Source organism: Streptomyces sp. NPDC013457 (assembly GCF_043089925.1).
GTDB lineage: Bacteria > Actinomycetota > Actinomycetes > Streptomycetales > Streptomycetaceae > Streptomyces.
The window spans coordinates 130,509-155,712 of sequence record NZ_JBICBL010000013.1; the positions used below are offsets into that span (position 1 = coordinate 130,509).

A 25,204-nucleotide genomic window follows, 5' to 3' on the forward strand; every position below is an offset into this window, starting at 1 on the left:
TTGCGGTCGATCGCGCCTCATACTTCGCTGAGGGACACCAGCATTGGGGTGCAGACCGCCGTCCTTTCCACACGGAGCGCAATCGCGGCAAGAGTGGTGGCCAGCACCAGGGGCACTACCTGATGCTGGCCCGGGCCTCCGGAAAGGACGGGGTCCGTTCAAGAGGGCGGGCCGCCTGTGAGAGTTGAACCCCTCTCAGGCAGCAGGGCGAAAGCCGGCCGAGTTGCTCTCAGGGGCAGTTCAGCCTCACTTGGGAGCCATGTCTGATCCCGCCTTCGGCGCCACGCCCGAAGGGGCGCACCCAACTCGCTTGGGCGCCGGGCCCCAACCTTCTTCCCCCATTGCCCGCCCACGCCCGGGCCGTGCCGCGCCAACCGAAGGAGCACTCGGCGCGTGCGTTGTGCTCCATCCCGCCACCTTCACTGCCACGCCGCACCCGGGCCCGGGGCCGCCGGCAGCGATCAAAGAAGGAGCGCCTCCACCCTGCCTGGGTGCCTGCCCCAATTCCACCGTCGGTGCTACGCCCCACCCAGGGTCAGCCATGACCGTCGTCGCGCCACTTGTATCGCTTATCAGCAGTGCGGCGGCTGCGGCAGCGCCGGCGATGCTTGCGAGAGTCGAGCGCAAATTCTTCATGGTCTCCGCTTTCATGAGAGGTTGTTTCGAACCTGCTGGCTGGATCGGAACATCTCCGCCCACGCCACGACAGCGCCCTAGGCTTCCGCGCCGGAAACCTTGAGACAGCCGTTAGTGAAGTAATGTGCGTCCTTGGGGCGCGCGGGGTCATGAAGGGCCGGGCTGGGAGATCTGGTCAGGTGAGGAATATATTTGGAACAGTGGATATAGGCCTCCTCAACGCTCAAATGCACCCACAGCTCGGGTCCGCGCCCTGGTGCGACCTCGGACGGTAATCCGCGATGGAGCGAGCGCAGGTCCGCGTCGGTGTACAGGCGGGCCCTGCCGTTGACGTGAAGCCCGACGCGGTCGTGAGTGAAGTCCACAAACAGCATGCCGAGATGAGGGTTTTCCGAGATGTTGCCGGCACTGGCGAGCACGCCGTTGCCCCGGAACTCTGGGTAGGCCAGAGTGAGTTCATCGATGACGTGAACAAATCCCGGCGGACCTGCTCGGAAGCTGGCGTCGCACTCTCCGCGCGAGTCGGAGGTGGCAAGGAAGACCATGGACTGACGAGAGATGAAGTCCCGCATCTGGGATGTGAGGCTGGGACGCACCTGCTGGTCGTAGAACCTGTGGGCGCGGTCGGTGGTGCCTAGTTGCTGCTGCAGAAGGTGTTCACCTGCTGATCCGGAGGGCATCGAGCGCGAAGTCACGGGGTGTTCTCCTACAGGGAGGGAAGGGGAAGGCGGCAACGGCGGGTGCGGGGCCGCCCGGTGCCTCAGGAGGTGGCCAGGACGGGGGTGTCGAACGGGTCGTGATGGATGCGGTCGCTTGCCGTGCCGCCGAGCGTGAGCGTCTGCCTGGCTGAGGCGACCATCGGAGGGGGACCGCTGAGGAAGACGTCATGCTGGTACCACGGCCCGTACTCGGCCAAGACCTCCGGCAAGGACCCCCGGATCCCAGGAACGTACTCGTCGGAGACGGCGCCCCTGACCGTCAACCAGTGATGCTGCTGAGCCATGCGCAGCATGTCGTTCACTCCGTACAGCTCGGCACCAGTCCGGGCGCCAAGGAAGAGGCTCACCTGGTGCCGACCGCCCCGGCGGGCAACCTCTTCGACCAGCGCGCGAATGGGGGCGAGGCCGGTGCCTCCGGCAACGCAGAGCAAGTCGCGGTGTACGGCGGAGTCCAGCACCATGTCGCCCATCGGCGGGCCCAGGTGGACCTCCTGGCCCACTGCGGCCCGGTGCACGAGCGACTGACTGACCGAGCCACCGGGCACTGCCCGTACGTGGAAGGTGAGAGTGCCATCCTCGCGTGGTGCGTTGGCGGGGGAGTAGTAGCGCCACTGCTTGGGATGCCACGGTGTTTCGATGCTGGCGTACTGACCGGCGGCGTACTCGTAGCTCGTGTGGGGCTGGAGAGTGACCTCGGCGATGCTGGGACCGCAGCGGACGGAGTGCACGATCGTCGCAGGCCAGAGGGCGGGCCGCGCCTTCGCGTCTTCCTCGGCAGCGCTGATCATGGCGTCGGCGACCACTCCGTACGCCTTGGTCCACGCGGCGGCGGTGTCCTGAGTCCAGGCGGGGCCGGCGTAGCGGGCCAGAGAGGCGAGGAGGCATTCGCCCACGGCGGGGAAGTGGTCGCGGAGTGTGCCGAATTTGCGATGGTCGCGTCCGAGGTGTGCGCAGAAGCGGACCAGCCTTTCCGGATCGTCGACCAAATCGACGATCCGGAGCAGCGCGCGCAGAAGGCGGCCCCGCTGGGAGTCCATCCCCGCCGGGAACATGGGCCGTACTTCGGCGTAGCGTGCGAAGAGGATGGCGTAGAAGTACACCGTCATGTCTGCGGCGAGTGGCTCGACCACAGAGACGGATGAGCGTATGAGCTCAATCTCGTGGGCCGACAGCGGCGCTTCGACACCTTCTAGTTCACGGGTGTGCTCGGCCGCGACAGGTGCCGAATTCTCCGAGTATGGGAGGTCAGGGGTGTTGCCTGAACGTCTGATGCGGAACCTCAAGTGATCAGAGCTCCGTCACCCGATACTGGCGGCATTTCGGAGGACTGGAAGGTACCGCGTTGTGGGAGCGGTGCCCCCGATGGGTCTGACGAACGGGCAGTTCACTGACGGGCATAGGTCCTCAAGACATGGCGGGCGCATCGAGGCACCATGAGGTGGTCGGATTCTGGGTACGTACGGGCTTGACTCACAGCGAGGCTGCGCAGGCTGTGGGGTAGCTGGCGAACCGTACGGGGGAAGGATCCGTGTGCCTGGCGCCGGGCAGAGGCTTGTTGAGCCGAATCGACCGTTCGAACTCTGTGCGGCCTCACGAAGCGACTGTCGAGGCATGATGGGAGCCTATGGTTCGGGGCGAACTCACCGGATGTCAGATGCCTAGCAGGTCGTCGACGAGATCACCGACACCCATGACCACTCCACCGAGCCCTCCGTGATCGTTCCTGGCAGGAGGTTGCTCGCTGCTGCCCGAGGAGTCCGGATCGACGGCGGGGGGCTGAATGGGCTGCTGCGCGGGCGGGCTGTTGGGAGAGGTGGGAGACGCGGGCTCCACCGGCAGTGGGGAGTGCGAGGGCCGCGTCACCGGTCGGTCATGCACAGGACCGGACACCCCTGGGGCAGGAACGCGCTCCTGCGGGGGCGACTGTGAGAGCCGGCGTTGCGCCGCGGAGTGTGTGGCCAGGTCGGTCGGGGCGGCGGAAGCGGTGCCACGTGAGTCGATCGCAGTGATGGAGGCGACTGTGAGAGACGGCATCGAAGTATCACCGGATTCAGACGACGCCTGCACGCGAGCGGGGCCGTCCGAAGCGGAATTGACGCCCACGGCGGCGATCGCAGTGGCAACACTGAGGGCTGCGGCGGCCTTGACGGCTGCTGATCGCGTGTGGAGTGTTCCGCTGGCCTTTCGATGCCTGCCCACGTCGCCGTCCGTTCTCCTGGGGTCGATCGTCGTGTAGCACTGTACTGAGGCGCCCAGGGCGGAAATGCGGTGCGAGTGGGACGAAGGCAACATACTGATGTCCAGGTGACGCAAATACGCCGTCTGGGATCGCGGCCCTTCATGACGGGCCGTCGGTTCGTTCAATGGACTGCTCGCCGAGTGCCAACAATTGCGCATTCGGAACGGCTCTGGCAGAAATCTGAATGGGCCGTATTCCAAGCACCCATTGGTGTACCGCGGACCGTGCCGCCCCCTGATTCGCAAATCCGTGGAAACGATGCTGGGGAACCGGTGAACAGTGATGGAGCAATCATTGTTTCCTCGGCTCGGCTTGAACCAAGCCCCGAGGCCAACTGAACGGTTCGAGCAGCACCCGCGTCCCGACACCCTCAGGGACAACGGTGAGCGGTCCCGATGTCATTGACAGCTTCGGGACCGCTCACCTGGCTCGGCTACCCCCACGGCGCCGTGCCACATGCGGGAAAGGCCGTAGGCGACTCCCCCCGGGAGGCCGGATCCTCTCGACAGTCATGACACCAGACCATTACTCAATTAAAAATAGTATGAGGTGGCGTAATTGCGTCAATTCAGTGCCGCCTGCCCTGCGGAGATCAGCCGTGATCCGGGTCAACGCGCCGCCGCCTGACCAGCCAAGGGTCCGCTGCTTCCGGCAGTGTCACTAGAAGAGCCGTACAGGAAAGAGGTCACCGCTCAGAGCCAGGAGGTCGCGTTCGCGAAGCCAGCGGCCAAAAGTCATCCTGCAGCAGGGCATGGAGCACCTCCAGCGTGGCCCCGGCGGCGGCGGGAAACGCGTATTAGCCGGCGATCTCTGCCGGCCCGAGGAAAGTGAGGGCTGATGCCATGGCTGCGCGTCGAGGGTGAGCAGTGCAGTGATATCGGCCGCCCGGTGGCCGTCACACGCTTGCTACCAATCGCAGATCAGTTCGGCGATGCCGGCGCACGCCGATTCACTGCTGTTCCTCATGCTCGATGCCGGCCCTGTATGTCAGTGCAACTGCCGACTCCTGAAGGGGGTCCGGGCGCACTGTCTAGCCTGTCCGCGCCATCCGCAGTTTCCGTCGGCGTCATTGGAGAAGGCCCTGCCCCCGCCGAGCATCATTCTTCGGTGCTGCTCGGAGGGGCTCGGGCAAGGAGCGGAGTAGTCGTGTTCCCGAGCGACTCAAGCGACCGTGGCACTGGCGTATTTACGCAACGTCGGTGCGTCAGCGTGGGGCTGCCGGTCGTCTGACGAGTAGCAGGGCTGACGGACAGCGACTCATGCAAAGTGACTGGCCGCCGGTTGAGTCGCTGCCCCCTCACCCCGGCTAAACCTGCAGGTCAGAGGCTTGAAACGGGTTAGGAAGCGACTAAAGCGCCCGAAGGGCGACGTATATGAAGCCGTCTAGGGTGTGCGTGTGCGTCATAGATGGAAAGGTTGAGTCGCTTCGGTCGCTACTGGCTGGGGTCCACTGTGCCTGACCTGGAGGTTCGCACCTCGCCCGGGGGTAGCGACCAACCGCGCGTCAGTCGCTACCCCCAACCCCCGGGTCGCTGGTCCACACTCTGCTGTTGGAAGCGACAGAGAAGCGTTGCGCTTGGTGCGGTGGACCGTCCCCCTGACAAGCAGCGTTAGTCTGCGTTCGTTGTTGAGTCGCTTCGGTCGCTAAGAGGGGGAGTCGCATGGCTGATGATCTGCGCATTTCGCACAGCGACTCACATCGCGCTCACCCCGGATTTTCAGCCGCTGCCTCCCCCCTTGCCATTGCCAAGTGGTGCGCAGCCAGGGGCTGGCCCGTGCATCCTCTCGCCCCTGGTCGCAAAACCCCCGCTGCGAACTGCCCTGCCTGCCTCCCGGCAGACCACACCCACCACCTCTGCAAATGCCGCAGCGCAGGCCGCTGGTGCCACGGATTTCATGCAGCAACGCTAGATAAACAGCGAATTCACCGTTGGTGGGGCGCGACCCCCAGCTTCGGCGTGGGTGTCGCCTGCGGCCCCGCAGGCCTCGTCGTCATCGACATCGACGCACACCACCAAACGCCCCCCACTCGAGACCGTTTGCTGCCAGGCATTCCCATCGCAGATCAGATCGACCTCTCGGGGCTTGCCACTGGCTACCACACCATTGGCGTCCTCGCGGCCCTCAGAGGAGCGACCAGCCCAGCGGACGACACAAATACCCTGCGTGTGCGCACCCCTTCTGGTGGACTCCACGTCTGGTACCGATCACAAGGCGCCCACACCTGGCAGTGCTCCACAGGATCCGGCGCAGGTCGCGCCCTGGCGTGGCAGGTCGACGTAAGGGCCCACGGCGGCTACATCGTCGCTCCCGGCACCAGCACCAAGGCTGGCACCTATACGCCGGTCGGCGCTGCACGAACGCCAGCCCTCCTTCCGCCTTGGCTCGCCCAGGAACTTCAGCGCACGGGTCACCAGCCCGCTCCCCGCGTTCCCGCCCCCCGCCCCGTGCCTGCCCGTGCCCTTCAGGCAGTCATTGCCGCCGGCGGCGGCCGCGATCACGCCAGCCGCATCCTCGCCAAGGCGCTTGCTGACGTCGCCGACTGCGCCACGGTTAACAGCGGCGCAGGGTTCTCCGACAAGCTCAATCGCGCCGCCTTCACGGCAGGAGGCTTGGTTGCCAGCGGTCACCTGCCTGAGGACCAGGCGGAACACGCACTGAAGGAAGCAGCAGAACTGGCCCGCCCGGGGCAGTCCCGACGCAGCGACGGCATCATCCGCAGCGGCCTGAGCGCCGGGCGAGCCCACCCACTGCAGCTCGGGGCCCGCCCGTGACTCCCCAGAACGGCAAATCCGTCTTCGCCTTCGACCCACAAGCTGTTGCCGCGCAAATCCTTGCCCAGGCCACACCCCCCGTACCTGCACAGTACGCGGAGAACACCCTTCCATCGCAAGGAAACGGCCCCGCAACTGCAGCGGGACTCCTTCCTGACACTCTCTCCGACCGCGGCAACGCAAAATTGTTCGTAAAGCTGTACTCCAGCGACTACCGCCACGTCCCCGGCCTCGGCTGGTACCGCTGGGACTCCACCCGCTGGCAGATGGACGAAGACGACGCCGTCGTGTGGTCCGCAGGCGACCTCGCAGAAAACCTGGCCGTCCACGACCCTCGAGGCGTCTTCACCTCCAGCGCCCTTCAACAGCACCGCAAACGGGCACTGTCTACATCCGGCATGAACGCCATGCTTACCCAAGCCCGCTCGGCCCCCGGGATGGTGCTCAACGCAGCCCTGCTGGACTCAGACCCCTACGCCCTGTGCACCCCCGCCGGCATTGTCGACCTGCGCACCGGACTCATCCGCACAGCCGAGCCGAACAAGGACTTCCACTCACGCTCCACAGCCGTAGGCCCCGTGGATGCAGCCACCCCCAGGTGGCTGCGCTTCCTCTCCGACACCTTCGGCGACGACGCCGAAGGCCGGGAAGTGATCGACTTCCTGCACCTGCTCCTCGGCTACTCCATCACCGGAGACGTCGGCGGCCAGGTCATGCCCTTCCTCTTCGGATCGGGCAAGAACGGCAAATCAGTGCTCCTTGACGTCCTCATGAAGCTCCTCGGTGACTACGCGGATGCCGCCCCACCCGGATTCCTCATGGCCCGTCCCTACGAAGGCCACCCCACCGACCTCGCCGAACTCCACGGCCGCCGGGTCTTCGTCTGTTCTGAGGTCAAACCCGGAGACAAATTCGATGAAGCCCGAGTGAAACTCCTTACTGGTGGCGACCGGATCAAGGCCCGCCGGATGCGCCAGGACTTCTTCAGCTTCGCTCCCACCCACAAACTATGGCTGCTGGGCAACCATCGACCCGAAGTCGGCACCGGAGGTTTCGCGTTCTGGCGACGGATGCGCCTTATCCCGTTCGAACGCGTCGTCTCGGACGACTGCAAGATCGACAACCTGGCAGATGTCCTGGTCGCAGAAGAAGGCCCCGGTATCCTCAACTGGCTCGTAGATGGAGCACGGCGCTACCTCGCCGGCGACAAAAACCTCACCGGCCCTGCCCGCGTCCGCATAGCTACCAACGCGTACGCAGAAACCGAGGACCACACAGGGCGCTTCCTCAACGAATGCTGCGCTCTCAGCCCAGACCACCGGGCAGAACAGACCAGCCTCTACGCCGCATACAAGTCCTGGTGCCACAGCGAAGGAGCGTCTGCCGTCTCGTCCCGGGCATTTGCCACCCGGGTACGTGAACTGGTCGGACTTGCCTCTCCCAAGGAGATGATCTTGTCCAACCAGCGCAAGTACTACCCGGGAATCGGACTGCTCGAGGAGGAGAAGACAGGATGAGCGCCCTCATCACCGAGGACGAGATCAACCACGAAACCGACCTCATCTGGCTCGAAGACATCACCGACCTCGACTATGTACGCCAAAGCCTCGACCGGCTGCCCACCCGCCGGGCCAAACCCGCCTACCATCGCGACGGTCGGATGGTCGGCTACGCCCAGCTCGGCCCGCGAGCCAAGGCATCGCGATCGTCGGGCACCTTCCGCCGCAGAGTGTTCTGGCTCCTGCCCCACGACCGAGACACCGACCCCAAAGGCGTCTACGCCACCGGTGCCCCCGCGGAAGCCATCGACCCGAGAACGCTCGAGCCCCGCTGTAAGGGAAGCAAAACAGAACGCTCCGAAGGCGGGCCGCCCTCCTCCGCGATGCAGGAACTTGGCATAGAGCTCCCCCTGTGACTCCACACTGCCCCAAGGAGGCATGCCCCAGATACACCTCGGGACGATCTTGAACCTTGCGGGCCCCGCCCGTCACCCGTTCGGCTCGGTGTCGCTGGTGGTGACGTCGCTTTTCGTCTGGGGCGGGGTGGGTAGTCACCTCGATCGACAGTGCCGCGTGTCCGCGGTTCAAGCGGCTGATCACCGCGCACGAGCGGCATCTGTTCTTCGCGCCGAGTCGTGACGAGGTCGAGAGGGCTGCCGCTCGTAGCGACAGTGACAAGCATCTGCCGGCTCAGCTGCTGGCGCTGAAGCCGTACCAGCGCATGGGGTGTTTCCCGAAGCTGGACGAGATGCCAGAAACGGTGGTCGACTTCGTGCGCCGCACGGTGGACCTGCCGGAAGGCACTCCGCACAGAGTCGCGAACCGTACGGCGGAGCGGCAGTCACCGGTGTCGACCACCTGCAGGCCCCTCCGCTCACGCTATCGTCCGGCCTTGCCTCGGCACCGAGCGCGACACCACATTACGCAGAGTTCTTCCGATCTTGGGCGAAGCCGGTGCTCAAGCCCCTCATCAGCGGTCCGGCGATGCCACCGGGTCCGGTCCCCCCACCGGATCATCAACAACAAGGGGGAAAGTCATGCCGGATCCAAAGGCTGGAAGCTCCGGCGCGGAGCCACGAAAGGTAACGAGGGGTTTGTGGCGGGCAGGGCGCCTTGCCTCATCCCGCTGCCACAGCCATTCACGGAGCACTGTCAGGGACGGGGAGTCGGGGGCTCCGCGAGGATCGTGCCGTTCTGCTGCATCGCAGCGACCGATGACCAGGCTGATCAGCGGTCTGACCAGAGGTCTTTGCCGTACCAGATCTCCATATACGGACCCGCGCAGTACGCCGGGATCTCGGCGTAGCCGTGGCGGACGTACAGTGCGCGCGCTTCGATCAGGTCAAGGCGCGTGTTGAGGACCATCTGACGCGCGCCGAGTGTGCGGGCCTCTTTCTCCAGCAGTTCCAGCAGGAGGCTCGCGCCGTTCTTTCCACGGAAGGCTGGGCGGACATAGACCCGGGTGAGCTCAGCTCGCTCAGCGTCCAGCATCAGTATCCCGCCGCAGGCCGCAGCCTCTCCGCCGTAGTGCCCGACGACGAACTGGCCGGTGGGCGGGGTGAGCAGTTCGACGCCGTCCCCGGCCAAGCCTCGGTCGATCTCCTCGGACGTTGCTGGCCGCTTCCAGTAGCGGCTCGCAACCTCGTCGTAGTAGCCACGGCGCAGACTGCTCGCACTGACCGAGTCGAAGGCTTCACAGGCCAAGGTCCAAGACGTCATGACTCTATCTATAACGGGGGCGCAACCGGCAGGGCCAACGCATTTCGGGAGGAGCCGAATGCCTCACCTCACACCACTCGGAACGCGGGCGAGTAGTCCAGCACCCGCCGGGTGAGTGTCAGAAACGATCCTATGCCCGAGCAAGATCAAATGGGACCGGACGGAGATCACAGCATCCACCGGGCACTCGCCGGATAGGAAAAGACCCAGGCGCACCCCGGCCACTGAAACAGCACATGCGACTTCACTGCCCTGCAGCAGCGTGCCCACAGTCGTGTCTAGATACTCAGAGCTACACGCCGCCTGGCCGTAGCAATACGAGAACAAGGCCCACGCCGTCGCCTGCGCAACTTGAGGCAATGCTCAGCGTGCCCATCGCGGTGAGCGCGGACGGCACCAACAGCCCAGACGGCTCCGAGGTCGTCAGCAGGGCTGCACACCAACTTTGCCGATTTCGCAGCCCAGGAGTCCCGCACCCATGCCCGGAACGGCTTCAGCGTGCACCAACCGCAAGAAGGAGGAGTACCAGCTACACCACCTTGCACACATATGGCGTCGTGGTGCTCAGAAAGACGAAGCCCAGACGCTGCAGGATTGGCCGGCTCTGGGCGGAGGCGTCCACCTGCAGGTAACGGTAGCCGTGGGCGGCGGCCATCTTGGCGCGGTGCGCAACCAGCGCCCGGTAGATCCCCCGGCCCCGCCATGCAGGCACCGTACCCCCTCCCCAGAGGCTAGCGAACTCGGTGCCTGGGTGCAGTTCCATTCGCGCCCCGCAGACCGGCACGTCGCCAGCCATCGCCACAACCATGCTGACCGTATCCGGGCTTTCGGCCAGCACGTCGAGCAGACTCGGCCGCAACCAGTCCGCAGTCGTCTCGAACGCACCCTCGTGTGCGGACAGCATGAGTTCTACGTCGGCCGCAGTGGACACCGGGTGCAGTCGGACGCCCTCAGGCAGACCGTCACCATCCGGCAGATCGGTGATCCGGGCGATCATCAGGGCCTCGTCGGGCTCCGCCTCGAACCCGGCCCCCCGCAGCAACTTGCCCAGATCCTCCGGCTGGTCGTGAGAATAGAGCTTCCACTCGAACTCACGGCCCAACTCGGTGAAGTACCGCACCTGCTCGGCGATCGCCGCCCCCGCTGTGGCTTGGTCCAGATCGGACCAGACGATCGCGCTCCAGCCGCCCTCGACACCGACCTGCCGCACCACATTGCCGACGCGCTCGACCCGGGCGCCGGGCGCGTCGGGGAGGGTATCCCGCCGCCTCTGACAGTCGAACAGTGCGAGCACCTCAGCAGCATCCATCCTCGCATTGCAGCACGGGCACGAGGGCTCGGCAAGCGGCTTCGAGCTGCCCAGAACGGGAGCGGGGGCAGCGGTCGCACGAGCAACCAACATCGCGATGAGACGGCGCGGCTGTCGCTGTTTTGCTCGGTGAGTACGGCTCGCCGGTCCTGCAGCTTCGGGCGTGTAGGTGCAGGTCATGGTGCGGGCGAGGTAGCTCACCCTGGCGATTGTGAGGAGAGGGTGTTCTCTTGCTGGGCGAGCGGGGCCGCGGGTGCGGCGTACATGGTGCAGGCGCAGCAGAACCTCAAATATCCAGAGGTCGGGCCGCCTCTGGACACGAGGCGGCTTAGCGCCATCAGAGACCTCTTCTGTTGACGCCAAATGGTCCACACCTGTTTGCTCGGTTCACTTTGTGATTCCTGTGAACTCTGAGGTGGGACTGTGAAGCGGGGGAGGGGCGTGCGGTTCCGCACGCGCATAGCCGGTCTGGGTATGGCGTCGGCGCTGGCCGCGTCCGCGGCAGTGCTCTCGGTGGGTGCGTCGCCTGCTACGGCGGCGGCGTGCACGGCGGGCACCGACTCGGACTTCAACGGAGACGGCATTCGGGACATGGCGATCGCGGATCCGCAGGCCACGGTCGGCGGATACACGGCGGCCGGTTTGGTCCGTGTGGTTCTGGGCGGCGGCAAGGGGGTCAGCGAGATCTCGCAGGCGCTGCCGCAGATCTCGGCGAATCCGGAGGCCGGAGATCAGTTCGGCTATGCCATTGCGGCCTACGACGCCAATCAGGACGGCTGCAGCGATCTCGTGGTGAGCGCACCCTACGAGGATGTGACCACCGCAGACGGCCCGCAGGCGGACGCCGGGTCGGTCTACATCGTCCACGGCACGACCTCAGGCATCGGGGCCGGGTCGCCGATCACGAGCTACACGCAGGCAGGCCTCGAGAGCTCGACGAAGACCGAAGCGGGTGACCTGTTCGGGTTCTCGCTCGCGGCGGGCAACACAGCAGGCAAGCCCTTCCTGGCCATCGGTGTGCCCGGGGAAGCCGTTGGCAGTGCAGCACAGGCCGGCTGCATTCACTACATCCAGGGCACGGCCAAGTCGACGGTGAACCAGGACGACCCTGGAATCCCTGGAGCGGTGGAAGCCAACGACCGATTCGGCTACGCGCTGGCAGCGCAGAGCAAGTTCTTTGTGGTCGGCTCGCCAGGCGAAGCGATCGGCACGGAAACCTTTGCCGGCGCGGTGACAGTGTTCAACCACACGCTCACCGACGGACGGCCAACCGCGCTGAGCAACATCGACGAGAACCATTCGGCGCTGACCTCCGGCACAGCAGAGAAGGACGACCGTTTCGGTACGGCGCTGGCTTTGGTGCCCTACCGGCCGTCAGGCGCTGCCTCGGAGACGGATGCCCTGGTGGCCATCGGGACGCCCAACGAGAACGTCGGCAGTGTCGCGGATGCAGGTGCGGTGACGGTGGTGCATGTTAAGCCGACCGGTGCGCTGGCTGAGGTGAGCCTGATCGACCGACTGTCGCCGAACGTAGAGGGCGAGCCGGTCGTGGGCGACTTCTTCGGGCAGCGTGTACAGATTTCCAACACCGCTCCTGGCGAAGTGGGTTCGGCCGCGAACATGCGCCTTGCCGTGAGTGTGCCGAACCAGGAGGTCGGTGCGGCGGAGAATGCCGGCGCGGTCCACGTCCTGCCCGGCATGGGGGCCCCGGGAGACGGGGACCGGATTTTGACCCGGGGAGCGGGGCTGCCGGATGCGGCTGAAGCCCGCGACTTCGCCGGCCTTGGGCTGTGGTCGACGTCGGCGGAGCTGTATGTCGGAGTTCCGTACAGCAAGTCGGACGGGCTGCAGAAGGGCGTCGTGTACGCGATGCCGTGGTCGGTAGCCACCGGCGGCACGGGGACAGTGCGCACGCTCAAGCCGGGGGCAGACGGCATCCCGGACGAGGGCAAGGCCTTCGGCTCCGCGATCCGCTGACATCCGGAACGAACACGCGCGAACGCTCACGACTGCGAAATGGACCAGGTGGGGACGATGACGAGCCGATTCATCGGGCGAAGAAGGCAGCCGACAACCGCCAGACACAGGCTGGTGGCGGCCGCGTGCGCGCTCGCATCGGTCCTGTCGGTTGGCATGGGGACCATCACAGCAGCCGCCGCGTCTGACAACGCCACCACCACAGTGGCCGCGGAAGGCGATCGGGAACGGACGAAGACGCCCTCGTCGGCTGTGTCCGAGAACGATGCTGTGAGCGCTGCGGCCAAGGCTGGCCGACGTGTAGAAATTTCCACGCTGCGGGACGATCGAAGCCAGACGTTCGCCAACCCCGACGGGACGTTCACCGTCAAGGAGTTCGTCCAGCCGGTGCGCACGCGGAAGGACGGCAAGTGGGTCGACATCGACACGACCCTCGTCGCCACGCCGGGCGGCCGTCTCGCGCCGCGCGCGGCGAGCGCAGCGATGAGTATCTCCGCAGGCGGGGACACCACGTTCGCGACGCTGGCCCGCGACGGCAAGACGATGTCGTTCTCCTGGCCGAGCACACTGCCCCGACCCAAGGTGACGGGCAGCACGGCGACGTACCGGTCGGTACTGCCGGACGTCGACCTGGTGGTCACCGCGCAGAGTGACGGATTCTCGCACGTCCTGGTGGTCAGGTCTGCCCAGGCCGCCGCCAATCCCCAGCTCGCCGAACTCGCCCTGCCAGTTGCCGCCCGTGGCGTGACAGTAGAAGAGGACAACGGCGGTCTCGTAGCCAAGGACAAGACGTCCGGAGGCCGGGTCTTTGAAGCGCCCCAGCCGGTGATGTGGGACTCCAGCGGGGCGGGAAAGGGGCGCGACGAGCACCCGGTACAGGCCGGCCCCGGCCCGCCCGAAGGCGCGCAGGTGGCCAACGTCGGTCTGGCCATGAAGCACGGGAAGATGCACCTCACCCCGGATACACGGCTGTTGCACGACAAGCGCACCCGCTACCCGGTCTACATCGACCCGGTCGCCAAGACAGTCTCACGGACCAGCTGGACCTGGGTGTCCTCAGCCAACCCGGGGCTCGAGGGCTGGAAGTTCTCCAACACCGCAGACGGAATCGAGTCGGGCAAGGGTGTGGGCCGTTGTCCCGCCGACGTCTCGGTGCGCTGTACAGGCAGCAATGACATCCAGCGCCAGTACTACGCCCTGCCGACAGGCAGCCTTGAGGGCAAGACAATTCTGAAGGCCGAGTTCGCGATCACGCTAGTGCACACCTACAGCAGCGAGGCCCGCTCGGTACAGCTACACCGCATGAACAGCTCCGGCGGCAGCGCCATCAACTCGGGGACGAACTGGTCCAACCGCCCTTCCAGCAAGGACCACATCACCTCCGAGTCCCCGACGAACCCGACCGGTTCGTGCACCACGACGAACCAGAACGTGCGGTTCACAGTCACGAGCACAGTGCAGAAGGCGGCCAGCAGCGGCTGGGACACAACCACCTTCGGGCTCCAGGCCGCCAGCGAGGACTCGACCGCGTCGTGGAAGCGATTCTGCAACAACGCCGCCCTCGAGGTGACCTACAACCGGCTGCCGTACCAGCCGGCCATGAGTGAACTGACGATGGACCCGGGCGGCACGTGCGCCTACAACGAACCGAACAAGCACTACACGAAGAAGCCGCCGACCCTGTCCGCAATCATCTGGGACCCCGACCACGGCGATGTGCAGGGCAACACCGAGCAGCTGCGTGCCCAGTTCAGGATCTTCTGGACGGCCGCGGACGGCAGCGCCAAGAGCTATTCGGTGACCACTGACTACAAGCAGTCCAACAGCGACCCGGACCGTTCCAGTGGCTGGGAGCGCTTCATATACACCGTGGGTGAGGACATCCCAGGAGATGGCACGGGGCCGTTCACCCTGCCGGAGAACACGGTGATCGGCTGGGAGGCACGGGGCAGTGACGGCACCAAGGACAGCAGCGGCAATCCGGCCTGGGGGCCGTGGAGCAGCACGGGAGATGCCACTCGCTGCGAGTTCATCCTGGACTCCACCAAGCCTGATGCCCCCACGGTGACCTCCACCGAGTACCCGAACGACGATCTGTGGCACGCCGGGGTGGGCGATTACGGCACGTTCACCTTCTACTCGCCGGGTACCGATGTCGCCAAATACCTGTATCAGTTCACCGGCGAGGCCGAGAAGGTCATCGAGCCCGACGAGCCCGGTCGCCCGGCCGCGCTGCGCTGGATGCCGGACAGTGAAGGCACCACCGCCCTGATCGTGAAGGCCGTCGACCAGGCCGGAAACCCCCAGTTGGCCACCTCCAGCTACGTGTTCCGTGTCTCCAAGGGGCGTTCCCCGAAGGCATCCTGGGCACTGGCCGACCCGCCAGGCTCCCGCGAGGCGGCCGGCACCGACAGCGGGCCCGCGGCGGCGGGGTCGGGCGTGACGTTCGGCGTGGACGGCCCTCACGGGTCCGTCCGCACAGCAGCCTCCCTGGACGGCACCACGAACGCCTACCTGAGCGCCGGGCAGCACGTCGTGGATACCGACAAGACATTCTCTGTGGCGGCCTGGGTGATGCTGCCGCAGCTCCCCACCACCTCGATGAGCGTGGTCAGCCAGGACGGATCAGCCCAGTCCGGGTTCTCCCTCGGCTACGACGCGACCTCAAAGAGATGGTCGTTCCAGGCCCCGGACAGCGAGATTGACTCGATGGTCTCCTGGCAGGTCCTCGGCCCCAGGCCGGTGCCTGGCGAGTGGACCCACCTGGTCGGCGTATACGACATGAACGATGGCGGCCCGCCGGGCACCATGCGCATGTACATCAACGGCATCCCGGTCTCCGGTGACCCTCAGGAACGCTCCACCACCTGGAACGCCACCGGTTCGCTCCAGATCGGGCGGGCCCTGGAGCCTGCCGGCTACACCGCGAACTTCAAGGGCACGATTGCCGGTGTCCAGGTCTTTGACCGGGTGGTTGCGCCTGGGGAGAGCGCGAAGCTGGGCGGGATACCGCCTCTGCAACTGGCCTACTGGGACATGGAGGAGCTGGCTGACGGCAAGATCCCGGACCGAGCCAACGGCACTGGACTGACCCTGCACGGGGCGGCGAGCTTGTATCAGCCGGACGACAGCTGCGACCCGGGCACCGACCCAGAGTGCTTTCCCCCTGCCCAGCCCGTGTGGGGTGACGGCCACCTGGCAGTGGACGGAACCAACGGCTACGCAGACCGGCCCGCCGGCCTGCTGAAGGCGAAGGCGAGCTTCACCGTGACTGCCCGCGCCCGCCTTGCCACACCGAACCCGACCGCAGACGAGACAGTGCTGTCGCTGCCCGGCACCGCGAATTCGGCCATCACAGTGCGCTACGACAAGGACAGCGGACGCTGGCAGATGGCCCTGAGTGAGCAGGACACCAGCGGTGCGGTGCTCACCGAATCGGTTGCGACCGGTTTCATGCCGGGCAGCGAGGGCGATGGGGACCACCTTGCGCTTGCGTACAACGCCGCGTTCGGCGAGGTGCGCCTGTTCGTCAATGGCCAGTGGACTGGGCAGCGCGTCGACTGGCCCAACACCTGGGATCTGACACAGGCCGGCGTCCAGGTGGGGCGCTCCGGTGTGGGAACCGGCGGAACGCAGTACTTCTCCGGGGCGATCGACGAAGTCCGCATCTTCGAAGGTGCGCTGGACGAACAGCTCGTCGCGATGGTGGCGGGCCTGGAATCCGGCACCAGCATCGTCGGCACCACGTAACCCCCGCTCCGTGGTTGGGGGCAGCCCACAGGGGCTGCCCCCAACCACGGCATGCCCGCTGCCTCGTGCGTCCTGTTCTGTCCTTCCTGTCTGCCGTCTGTCACGGAGAAATAGTCATGGCTTCGTTTCGTCCGTTCCGCACGTCGTCCCGTCTGCGTCGCCACCGTGGCATCGTTGTCACAGTTGGGGTCGTTCTCACGACTGCCCTGCTGCCGCAATACACCCCGGAGACGCAAGCCGCTGGCAAGGGCGGTCCGCGTTCCAAAGTGCAGCAGGATCTGGGCGCCCCGGTCGAGGGCACGACGCTGAAGTCCGAACCCCATCCGGCCAACCCGGCCAAGAAGGCCAAGGTCACCTCCCCAGCCAAGGTCACCTGGCCCATCTCGGGAAGCAGCGAAGTCACGCTGGACGGCTCGAAGCCGGTTGCGGCGGCGAGCTTGCCGATCGAAGTCGGACCACCGGACAAACAGACCGCCTCCAAATCGGCCCCCAGGGTCGTCCGTGTGACGGTCGCCGACCGCAAGGCAACCAAGGCGGCGGGCATCGACGGGGTCCTGATGACCGTGGCCCCCACCGGCAAGACGGACAGGTCCGGATCGGCGCGAGTGACGCTGGACTATGCAGGCTTCGCTGACGCATACGGCGCCGGCTACGGCACCCGACTGCGGCTCGTGCAGTATCCCTCCTGTCTGCTGACCACCCCCAGCAAGAACGGCTGCTCGTCGGGCAAGCCGCTGACGACCGCCAACAACACGGCGAAGCAGACGCTGAGTGCCGATGTGGCCATCGCCGCAGACCAGGAAGCCGGCGGTGTAACCGTGCTGGCCGCCGAGGCCGGCGCATCGGGTGACCAGGGCAGCTTCGGTGCGACCCCGCTGGCACCCTCCGCGGACTGGAACGTGTCGTACTCATCAGGTGCGTTCAACTGGTCCTATCCGATGCGCACTCCACCAGCACCAGGTGGCGTGGTCCCACACGTCACGCTGGGGTACGACTCGCAGTCGGTCGACGGCCAGACGTCCGCCACCAACAGCCAGGGTTCCTGGGTCGGCCAGGGCTTCAGCTACGAGCCAGGGTTCATCGAGCGCCGCTACAAGCCGTGCGCGGATGACGGCCACGCCGACACCAACGGCGACCAGTGCTGGGCATACGACAACGCCACGCTGCAGATGGCAGGCGGCAGTTCCGGCGAGCTCATCAAGGACGACACGACAGGCCAGTGGCGAGTCGAAACCGACGACAACCTCAAGGTCGAAAAGCTCACAGGCGCCGCCAACGGCGACGACAACGGCGAACACTGGCGGGTGACGAACACCGACGGCACCCAGTACTACTTCGGCCTCGACAACCTGCCCGGCTACGCCTCCGGCAAGGAGCAGACTGCATCCACCTGGACCGTACCCGTCTACGGGGACGACGCCGGCGAGCCCTGCTACAACTCCACCCTCGCCTCCGCACACTGCACCCAGGCCTGGCGCTGGAACCTGGACTACGTCGTCGATCCGCACGACAACGTCATGTCGTACTTCTACGGCACGGAGACCAACTACTACACCCAGGGCCTGCAGACGGGCGAGAACGGCAAGCCCTATATCCGCGGTGGCTACCTCAAGCGCATCGACTACGGCCAGCGCCACGGCAAGGTCTACGACACCGCTGCCCCGGCCCGCGTGATGTTCACCACCAGCGAGCGCTGCCTCGGCGCGGACACCGACTGTGAACCCGAAGACCTCACCGACGCGACCGCCACCCGCTGGCCCGATGTGCCCTGGGACCTGAACTGCAAGAAGGACACCAAGTGCGAGGGGCAGAACTCCCCGACGTTCTGGACCCGCAAGAAGCTGTCCAAGGTCACCACGCAGATCCGGTACGGATCCGGCTACGCGGACGTCGACTCCTGGACTCTGGACCACTTCTTCACAGACAACGGCGACAGCTCCAAGTCGCTGTGGCTCAACACGATCACGCAGACCGGGCACGCGGGCTCGGGCACGGTCGAGATGCCGCCCGTCGAGATGGTGGGCAAGCAGTTGCCCAACCGGGTCGACAAGGCCGGCGACAACATCCAGGCGATGAACCGCTACCGCCTGTCCGGCGTCGACAACGACACCGGCGGCCACCTGGACATCGTGTACCGCGAAGCCGAGTGCAGCGCCGACAATCTGCCCGCCACAGACGCCTCCACCAAGGCCTGCTATCCGGTGAAGTGGAATCCGCCGGGCGCTGAAGATCCGATCACTGACTGGTTCCACAAGTACCTGGTCCGCACGGTCACCCAGGACGATCTGACCGGTGGCGCCAAGGACTCCGTCACCGAGTACGAGTACATCGGCAACGCGGGCTGGAAGAAGGCCCGTGCGGACGGAATCACCAAGGACGAGTACCGCACCTACAGCGACTGGCGCGGCTACGGCAAGACCCAGGTCACCAAGTCCGGTGGCACGGTCAGTCCGGCCAATCAGCGCACCGAGCACACCTTCCTGCGCGGCCTTGGCGGTGAAGTCACCGACTCGATGGGCGTCAAGCACGCCGACGACGACGACCTGTCCGGCTTCGAGCTGGAGACCACCAGCTACAACGGGGCATTCACCAGCGACAAGGTCGTGTCCAAGAGCATCAGCACCGCCTGGCGGCACACCACCGCCACCCGCAAGCACGACTGGGGTACGCGTACCGCCGCCTACGTACGTCCCGCCACCACGTCCTCCTACACAGCGCTCGAAGGCGGCGGCTGGCGGGAGACGAAATCGACGATCCGCTACGACGACACCAACGGCCGCGTCACACAGACTGACGACTACGGAGCCATTGGCGACGCCACCGACAACCAGTGCACCCGCACCTGGTACGCCGACAACGCAACCAAGCACATGGTCACCCTGGTGTCCCGGGTCGAGACCGTATCGGTCACCTGCGCCGACTCCCCGGACCGCAAGACCCAGCTGATCAAGGACGATCTGACGTTCTACGACGGCAAGGGGCTCAGCGAAGCACCGACGAAGGGCGACACCACCAAGGTGCAGCGCCTGGCCTCACACGACGGGACCAACGCCACCTACGAGACCGTCACCTCGTCCGCCGTCGCCGACTTCGACCAATACGGCCGTCCGCTGAAGGTCACCGACGCCCGCGGAAACTCCACCACCACCGCCTATACCGAGACCGACGGCCTCACTACGCAGAAGGTCGAGACCAACCCGCTGGGCTGGACCACGAAGACGGAATACGTGCGCTCCTGGGGCGCCCCTTCCTCGCAGACCGACATGAATGCCAAGCGCAGCGACCTCGGCTACGACGCGCTGGGCCGCCTCACCTCGGTATGGCTGCCCGATCGCTCCAAAAGCAGCTTCACCCCCTCGATCAAGTACACGTACCTGATTCGCAAGGACGCCCCCGTTGCCGTCAAGACCGAAAGGATCGAGAACGACGGCAACTCCTACGGCGCCGAGTACCAGCTGTACGACGGTCTGCTGCGGCCCCGCCAGAAGCAGACCGAAGGGCCCGACGGCGGCCGGATAGTAGCCGACAGCTTCTACGACGGCGTCGGAAACCTGATCCAGACCAACACCGACTACTACACAACGGGCGCCCCCACCGACAGCATCTTCAGCCCCACGGGTCAGGTCGCCGGCCAGTCGGTGACCGAGTACGACGGAGCAGGCCGCAAGACCGCCGACATCTTCAAGGTCGCCGACACGGAGAAGTGGCGCACCACATACACCTACGGCGGCGACCGCATCCACACCGACCCACCCGCAGGCACAACACCGACCACAGTCATCACCGACGGCCGCGACCGCACCAAGGAAATCCGTCGCTACAAGGGCGACAAGCCACTCCCGGCAGGCACCACCGCCGACTACGAGTCCACCACCTACACCTACACGCCGACCGGCCAGCTGAAGACGACCAAGGACCCGGCCGGCAACGTCTGGTCATTCGCCTACGACCAGCGTGGCCGCAAAACCTCGGCGACCGACCCTGACACCGGCAGCTCCACCTTCGAGTACGACGCCCTGGACCATCTGACCTCCACCACGGATGCCCGAGGCAAGAAGAACTCGACCAAGTACGACGTCCTCGGCCGGCCCGCCTCCACCTGGGAGGGCGAGCCGGACACCGGAACCAAGCTGACCGCCACCACCTACGACCACCTCGCCAAGGGCCAGGTGTACGGCACCTTCCGGTACGAGGGCGGCGTAGTGCAGTCCTCCACGCTCAACACCGCGCTGGACGAGATGTACCAGCCCACCGTCACCCAGGTGAAGCTGGCCGGATCGGAGGCGGCCGAGCTCAAGGGCACCTACGAATTCGGCACCCAGTACAACCAGGACGGCACCATCCAGTCCGTAAGCTTGCCCGCCGCTGGCGGCCTGCCCTCGGAAACCCTGACATACGGCTACGACTCGCTCCAGCGCCCCAAGTCCCTGAAGTCCTCGCTCCACGGCTCGTACGTCGGCGACGCTGGCTACGCCCCCACATCCCAACTTCAGCAGTTGACACTGGGCGCGATCAGTCCCGAAGGCAGACAAGCCCAGCTCACGTACACCTACGAGAGGGGCACCAACCGCCTGACCAACTCCCGCGTCGAAGTATTGGGCACCACGACAGTCACCTACGACGCCGACTACACCTACGACCCGTCCGGCAACGTCACCTCCATCGCCGACACTCCCACGGGCGGCCCCAGCGACGTTCAGTGCTTCACCCACGACTGGCAACAGCGCCTGACGGCGGCATGGTCCACCTCCAACACTTCGGACGGTGCCGCCGGTTCGGGCACCCAGAACGCCGCTTGTACAAGCGACGCAACCAGCAGCACCATCGGCGGGGCGGCCCCGTACTGGCAAACCTTCGGCGACTACGACACCGCCGGCAACCGCACCTCCCAGGTCCTGCACGGCGTCAACGGCGGCCCGGACATCACCCGCACCTACACCTACGGCAAGGACCCCTCCGGCAACGGCGGCCCGCACACACTGACAAAGGTCGTCCAGCACACCCCGGCCTCCGGCTCCAACCCGGCCGTCACTCGCCAGGACACCTTCACCTACGACAAGTCGGGCAACACCCAGCAACGCATCCTCAACGGCAACACCCAGGCCCTCACCTGGAACAGCGAGGGCAAGCTCGGAACTGCCGGGACGGACACCTCCTACGCCTACGCCGCCGGCGGTGACCGACTGCTGCGCAAGGAGAAGGACAAGCACACCCTCTACCTGCCCGGCATGGAACTCAGCCTGAACACCGCAACCCGTGCGGTCGAGGGCACCCGCTACTACGCGTTCGGCGACCAGACGGTTGCCCTCCGCACGAGCAAGGGTGTGCAGTTCCTCGCCGGCGACCATCACGGCACCATGTCGATCGCGATCGACGCCATGACCGGCGAGGTGACGCGACGCCGCATGGACCCATTCGGCGTCGAACGCGGGGCCGCCGCGGAGCCCTGGGTCGATGACAAGGGGTTCCTTAACAAGCCCGTGGACGCGTCGACCGGCCTGACCCATATCGGTGCGCGTGAGTACGAGGCGGAGAACGGCCGGTTCATCACCGCTGACCCGATCCTGGTCCTGACCGATTCGCAGCAGATCAACGGCTATGCATACTCCGGCAACAACCCGGTGACGCACTCCGACCCGACGGGGCTGTGCAACGAGCCCGCATGCCCCACCATCGATGAAGCCGGCATCAACCACACACCACTGCCACGCAACTCGCCGCACCGCACACCCTGGCACAGCTCGACATCGAAGGCGGCAAAGCAGCACTACGCAGTCCAGGCGCGGGCCGAGTCGAATGGAGCGAAGGCAGCAGCGATCGCCGCGGCGAAGGAACTGTCCGGGATCCTCGCCGACGAACTCGGCATCACCGATGCTCTCGACTGCTTCACCACCGGCAGTATGGGCGCCTGCGGCGCCACTGCGCTGAACGTCGCAACCAGTCTGGCCGGTGGCATCGTCGGCAAGCTCGCCAAGAAGTACGGTCTGCCCTGGAAATGGAAGAAGTCCTTCGCCCTCGGCAAGCGCGTCGTCGGCCTCGTCGACGACATCATCAACAACTTCAAGGCCTGGCGAAAGTTCGATAAGACCGCCGACAAGCTCGAAGGCATCGCGAAAAAGGCGGACCCCAACGAAGGGGTGAGCTGCCTCGCCAACAGCTTCACGCCGGATACCAGAGTCCTGATGGCCGACGGCACCACCAAAACCATTAAGGACCTCCGGATCGGCGACAAGGTGATCGCCACGGACCCCAAGACCGGCAAGACGACCTCAAAGATGGTCACCGCCGAAATCAAGGGCCACGGCGTCAAGCACCTCGTCAGGATCACCCTTACCAGTGGCGACAAGCGCATCTCACGGAGTGACGCCAAGGCCACGGCGACCACGTCCTCGGTCACCGCCACCGACGGACACCCCTTCTGGGTACCGAGTCTTCGTAAGTGGATCGACGCCACCGATGTGCAGCCGGGAGAATGGCTGCAGACCAGCGCCGGCACACGTGTCCAGGTAAGTGCCGTCCAGCGGTGGACCGTCCCAGCCGCCACCGTCCACAACCTCACAGTGGCAGATGCGCACACGTACTATGTGCTGGCGGGCGCCACTCCTGTCCTGGTTCACAACTGCAACACGACGGTATATCGATTGCAGACGGACCACCCAGATAGCCAGCGTCTGTCGGTCGGTGGCGATGGGGGCGTCTCGATCAATGGTGACGGAATGCTGCATCTGAACATGAGCGGGAATATCGCGCACACAGAGCAATTCCGCGGCTCGGGTGGTCAAATAGTCGCTTTCGATGTTCCGAGTTCGTATGTGGCTCAGGTCCGCTCAGCTGCAATCGACCAGCGTCGTCGTGGTATGAGTAGGCGACAGTGGAATATCTTTTCGTCGGGGCGCCCGCAGATTGATGATCCTGGTAGGGGGCCAGATTTGTATGGGCTTCCATCGGAGATGTTCCCCGGACTCTTGGATGCGATAATTCCAGGATCGGGGAGAGTGCTGTGATGGATCTCTGGAGCGGATCACAGGTGCTGGAGAGATGACAGGGACCTCAGAGGAAGAGCTTGGTCGGCTGTGGGTTCGCCCCATGGCGTCGCCAACTGGTCCGCTGGCAGTGTTTTACGTGGAAGTTGGGCGATGGGAAGAAGTCGAAGACTTTGCCCGCCGCGTTCGAGGGCTCGTCGCTGCCGGTGTTGAAATTTCCCGACGCGGAGACTTCGAACTGGACCAACTTCCAGAAGATGTTCTTCCGGCATGGGCTAGAGGTGGCGATTTCTCTGAGGCGCACAGGGTTGCCCGCCTTCGGTACACCCTGCATCGCGGTGAAGAGGAGTGGACGGCGCAGGATATTCTGTTCTCGTTCGAGCCGAAGCAGAGGCGTTGGAAATGGTGGGATATAACTCAGCTTGGTGGGAATATGCTCCAGGTGTGGGTGGATTCCCTAGGGGAGCCGGTTTTCGCTTGCGACGAGTTGAGATGGATTCTCTATCTCAGCGGTGCCCATGCGGTCGTTGGGCCGTCGCTCTTGTCGCCTGATCTTTGGGGCCAGGAACGGTCGGCTGGCATCGAAGTTGGGTCCGCGAGTTCAGGCTGATTCGATTAGGTATTCCTCATGCAAATCTGAAGCCCCGTCAGGTGTGTCCTGGCGGGGCTTCAGCGTGGTCTGACGGCAGTCGTTGGCGGCAACGTCAGTGGACGGGGACCGCGCAGAGCGATGGGTCGTTGTCGCTGTCGTCGGGCTGGCCAGTCGTCTCCGCGGTGTTGTAGAGGGCGTGGCCGAGGAGGTCGATTGCGCGCCGTTGTTCTTGCCGCGTAGGCATCTGACGAGGTGCCAGGTCGTATGGCGGTGGAGGAGGCTGCGCTGGTCAGAGTCTTGCTGGGATGCGAGGAGACTGACGAGGAAGCGTTCGATGCGGACCATGTGCTCGTCGCGTTCGGGCAGAGCGCCGACGCTGACAAGTACTTGACGCAGATGTGCGAGGGGCTGGCTGTCGGGCAGTTCGCCGAGGGTCTGATGGGTGAGTGGCCGGCGGCCGGAGGCGAGATCAGCGAGAACCGGGGCAACGGACGGCTTGTTCAGCCAGCGGGTGGCGGTGAGGGGGTATTCGGCGGTGGCGATGTTGCGCCGGAGGCCCTGGAGAGGCCCCAGCAGCTCGTTGAGGCGCTGGTTGATCAGGCACGCAGGCCGAGCAGGAGGCGGTGCGGCGTTGGCAGGTAGGACACCACGGGCGACCGGTGGCGCGGGAAGTGCCGCAGGGCCTGTTCGCGCCGCATACGGAACAGGTCGCGGTGCGGAGAGCGGGGCAGCTCGGGCAGATCGGGCCGTCTGGCGTGCGGGTATCTACCAGGCGTCGGCGCCCGCAGTTGATGCAGAATTCGAGGTTCGCGGGGTCGGTGATCAGACAGTTCGGACAGAGCGGTCGGCCCTGGTCGTCGCGGGTGGCGGGTTCCCGGCGGGCTCCGCAGCGCGAGCACTCCTCAAGGCGGCTGTGGGCGATGCAGATGCGGCAGACCCGCTGTCCGTCGAGTGGTCTGTCGATGCGGACGACTCTGTGGCAGCGAGGGCAGGCGGGTGGGACGACT

Annotated in this window: 12 protein-coding genes; 8 read left to right on the forward strand and 4 right to left on the reverse strand. The window is 65.6% G+C overall.

Annotated elements, in window-relative coordinates; translation table 11 throughout:
• Positions 1 to 713 precede the first annotated feature (713 nt).
• Both ACF1G2_RS30450 and ACF1G2_RS30455 read right to left on the reverse strand, forming a co-directional pair.
• Positions 714 to 1,316 carry a pyridoxamine 5'-phosphate oxidase family protein gene (locus tag ACF1G2_RS30450; RefSeq protein ID WP_391801437.1) on the reverse strand — a complete coding sequence of 201 codons (603 nt, stop codon included), beginning with the start codon at positions 1,314 to 1,316 and terminating at the stop codon, positions 714 to 716.
• An 80-nt stretch (positions 1,317 to 1,396) separates the two neighbouring features.
• Entirely contained in the window at positions 1,397 to 2,638 is a 1,242-nt protein-coding gene (locus ACF1G2_RS30455; protein WP_391801378.1) for a globin domain-containing protein, read from the reverse strand.
• 2,617 nt (positions 2,639 to 5,255) lie between these two features.
• On the opposite strand from ACF1G2_RS30455, the gene ACF1G2_RS30460 reads away from it, so the two are divergent.
• The 4 genes from ACF1G2_RS30460 to ACF1G2_RS30475 all read left to right on the forward strand — a co-directional run bounded on the left by ACF1G2_RS30460 (position 5,256) and on the right by ACF1G2_RS30475 (position 9,173).
• A complete protein-coding gene (locus tag ACF1G2_RS30460; protein WP_391801379.1) occupies positions 5,256 to 6,368 on the forward strand; it encodes a bifunctional DNA primase/polymerase in 1,113 nt (370 codons plus the stop codon).
• A complete protein-coding gene (locus tag ACF1G2_RS30465) occupies positions 6,365 to 7,885 on the forward strand; it encodes a phage/plasmid primase, P4 family (RefSeq protein ID WP_391801380.1) in 1,521 nt (506 codons plus the stop codon). Before ACF1G2_RS30460 ends, ACF1G2_RS30465 begins: the two co-directional genes overlap by 4 nt.
• Positions 7,882 to 8,283, forward strand: a complete 402-nt coding sequence (locus tag ACF1G2_RS30470) for a DUF6009 family protein (protein ID WP_391801381.1) — start codon at positions 7,882 to 7,884, stop codon at positions 8,281 to 8,283. The genes ACF1G2_RS30465 and ACF1G2_RS30470 overlap by 4 nt, the downstream gene beginning before the upstream one ends.
• 179 nt (positions 8,284 to 8,462) lie before the next feature.
• Positions 8,463 to 9,173 carry a hypothetical protein gene (locus ACF1G2_RS30475; protein ID WP_391801438.1) on the forward strand — a complete coding sequence of 237 codons (711 nt, stop codon included), beginning with the start codon at positions 8,463 to 8,465 and terminating at the stop codon, positions 9,171 to 9,173.
• On the opposite strand, the gene ACF1G2_RS30480 is transcribed toward ACF1G2_RS30475, so the two are convergent.
• Both ACF1G2_RS30480 and ACF1G2_RS30485 read right to left on the reverse strand, forming a co-directional pair.
• Positions 9,095 to 9,586, reverse strand: a complete 492-nt coding sequence (locus ACF1G2_RS30480; RefSeq protein ID WP_391801382.1) for a GNAT family N-acetyltransferase — start codon at positions 9,584 to 9,586, stop codon at positions 9,095 to 9,097. The genes ACF1G2_RS30475 and ACF1G2_RS30480 overlap by 79 nt on opposite strands.
• A gap of 529 nt (positions 9,587 to 10,115) precedes the next feature.
• The gene (locus ACF1G2_RS30485) at positions 10,116 to 10,895 is read right to left on the reverse strand and encodes a GNAT family N-acetyltransferase (protein WP_391801383.1); all 780 of its coding nucleotides are present in this window, start codon (positions 10,893 to 10,895) and stop codon (positions 10,116 to 10,118) included.
• Between the two features lie 441 nt (positions 10,896 to 11,336).
• Between ACF1G2_RS30485 and ACF1G2_RS30490 the strand changes: the two genes are divergently transcribed.
• The 4 genes from ACF1G2_RS30490 (at position 11,337) to ACF1G2_RS30505 (ending at position 24,839) form a co-directional block, all read left to right on the forward strand.
• Positions 11,337 to 12,872, forward strand: a complete 1,536-nt coding sequence (locus ACF1G2_RS30490) for a VCBS repeat-containing protein (protein ID WP_391801384.1) — start codon at positions 11,337 to 11,339, stop codon at positions 12,870 to 12,872.
• A 57-nt stretch (positions 12,873 to 12,929) separates the two neighbouring features.
• Complete coding sequence (locus ACF1G2_RS30495) at positions 12,930 to 16,622, forward strand: LamG-like jellyroll fold domain-containing protein (protein ID WP_391801385.1); 3,693 nt, start codon at positions 12,930 to 12,932, stop codon at positions 16,620 to 16,622.
• Positions 16,623 to 16,738: 116 nt separating this feature from the next.
• Positions 16,739 to 23,626 (forward strand): polymorphic toxin-type HINT domain-containing protein, encoded by a 6,888-nt coding sequence (locus ACF1G2_RS30500; RefSeq protein ID WP_391801386.1) that lies wholly within the window; start codon positions 16,739 to 16,741, stop codon positions 23,624 to 23,626.
• Positions 23,627 to 24,461: 835 nt separating this feature from the next.
• Positions 24,462 to 24,839, forward strand: a complete 378-nt coding sequence (locus tag ACF1G2_RS30505) for a hypothetical protein (RefSeq protein ID WP_391801387.1) — start codon at positions 24,462 to 24,464, stop codon at positions 24,837 to 24,839.
• The last annotated feature ends 365 nt before the right edge of the window (positions 24,840 to 25,204 follow it).

Excerpts from the sequence above, each read along its gene's own strand:
- ACF1G2_RS30450 (WP_391801437.1), bottom strand. The coding sequence starts at position 1,316 with ATGCCCTCCGGATCAGCAGGTGAACACCTTCTGCAGCAGCAACTAGGC.
- ACF1G2_RS30460 (WP_391801379.1), top strand. The coding sequence starts at position 5,256 with ATGGCTGATGATCTGCGCATTTCGCACAGCGACTCACATCGCGCTCAC.
- ACF1G2_RS30470 (WP_391801381.1), top strand. The coding sequence starts at position 7,882 with ATGAGCGCCCTCATCACCGAGGACGAGATCAACCACGAAACCGACCTC.
- ACF1G2_RS30480 (WP_391801382.1), bottom strand. The coding sequence starts at position 9,586 with ATGACGTCTTGGACCTTGGCCTGTGAAGCCTTCGACTCGGTCAGTGCG.
- ACF1G2_RS30485 (WP_391801383.1), bottom strand. The coding sequence starts at position 10,895 with ATGGATGCTGCTGAGGTGCTCGCACTGTTCGACTGTCAGAGGCGGCGG.
- ACF1G2_RS30495 (WP_391801385.1), top strand. The coding sequence starts at position 12,930 with ATGACGAGCCGATTCATCGGGCGAAGAAGGCAGCCGACAACCGCCAGA.
- ACF1G2_RS30500 (WP_391801386.1), top strand. The coding sequence starts at position 16,739 with ATGGCTTCGTTTCGTCCGTTCCGCACGTCGTCCCGTCTGCGTCGCCAC.
- ACF1G2_RS30505 (WP_391801387.1), top strand. The coding sequence starts at position 24,462 with ATGGCGGTGGAGGAGGCTGCGCTGGTCAGAGTCTTGCTGGGATGCGAG.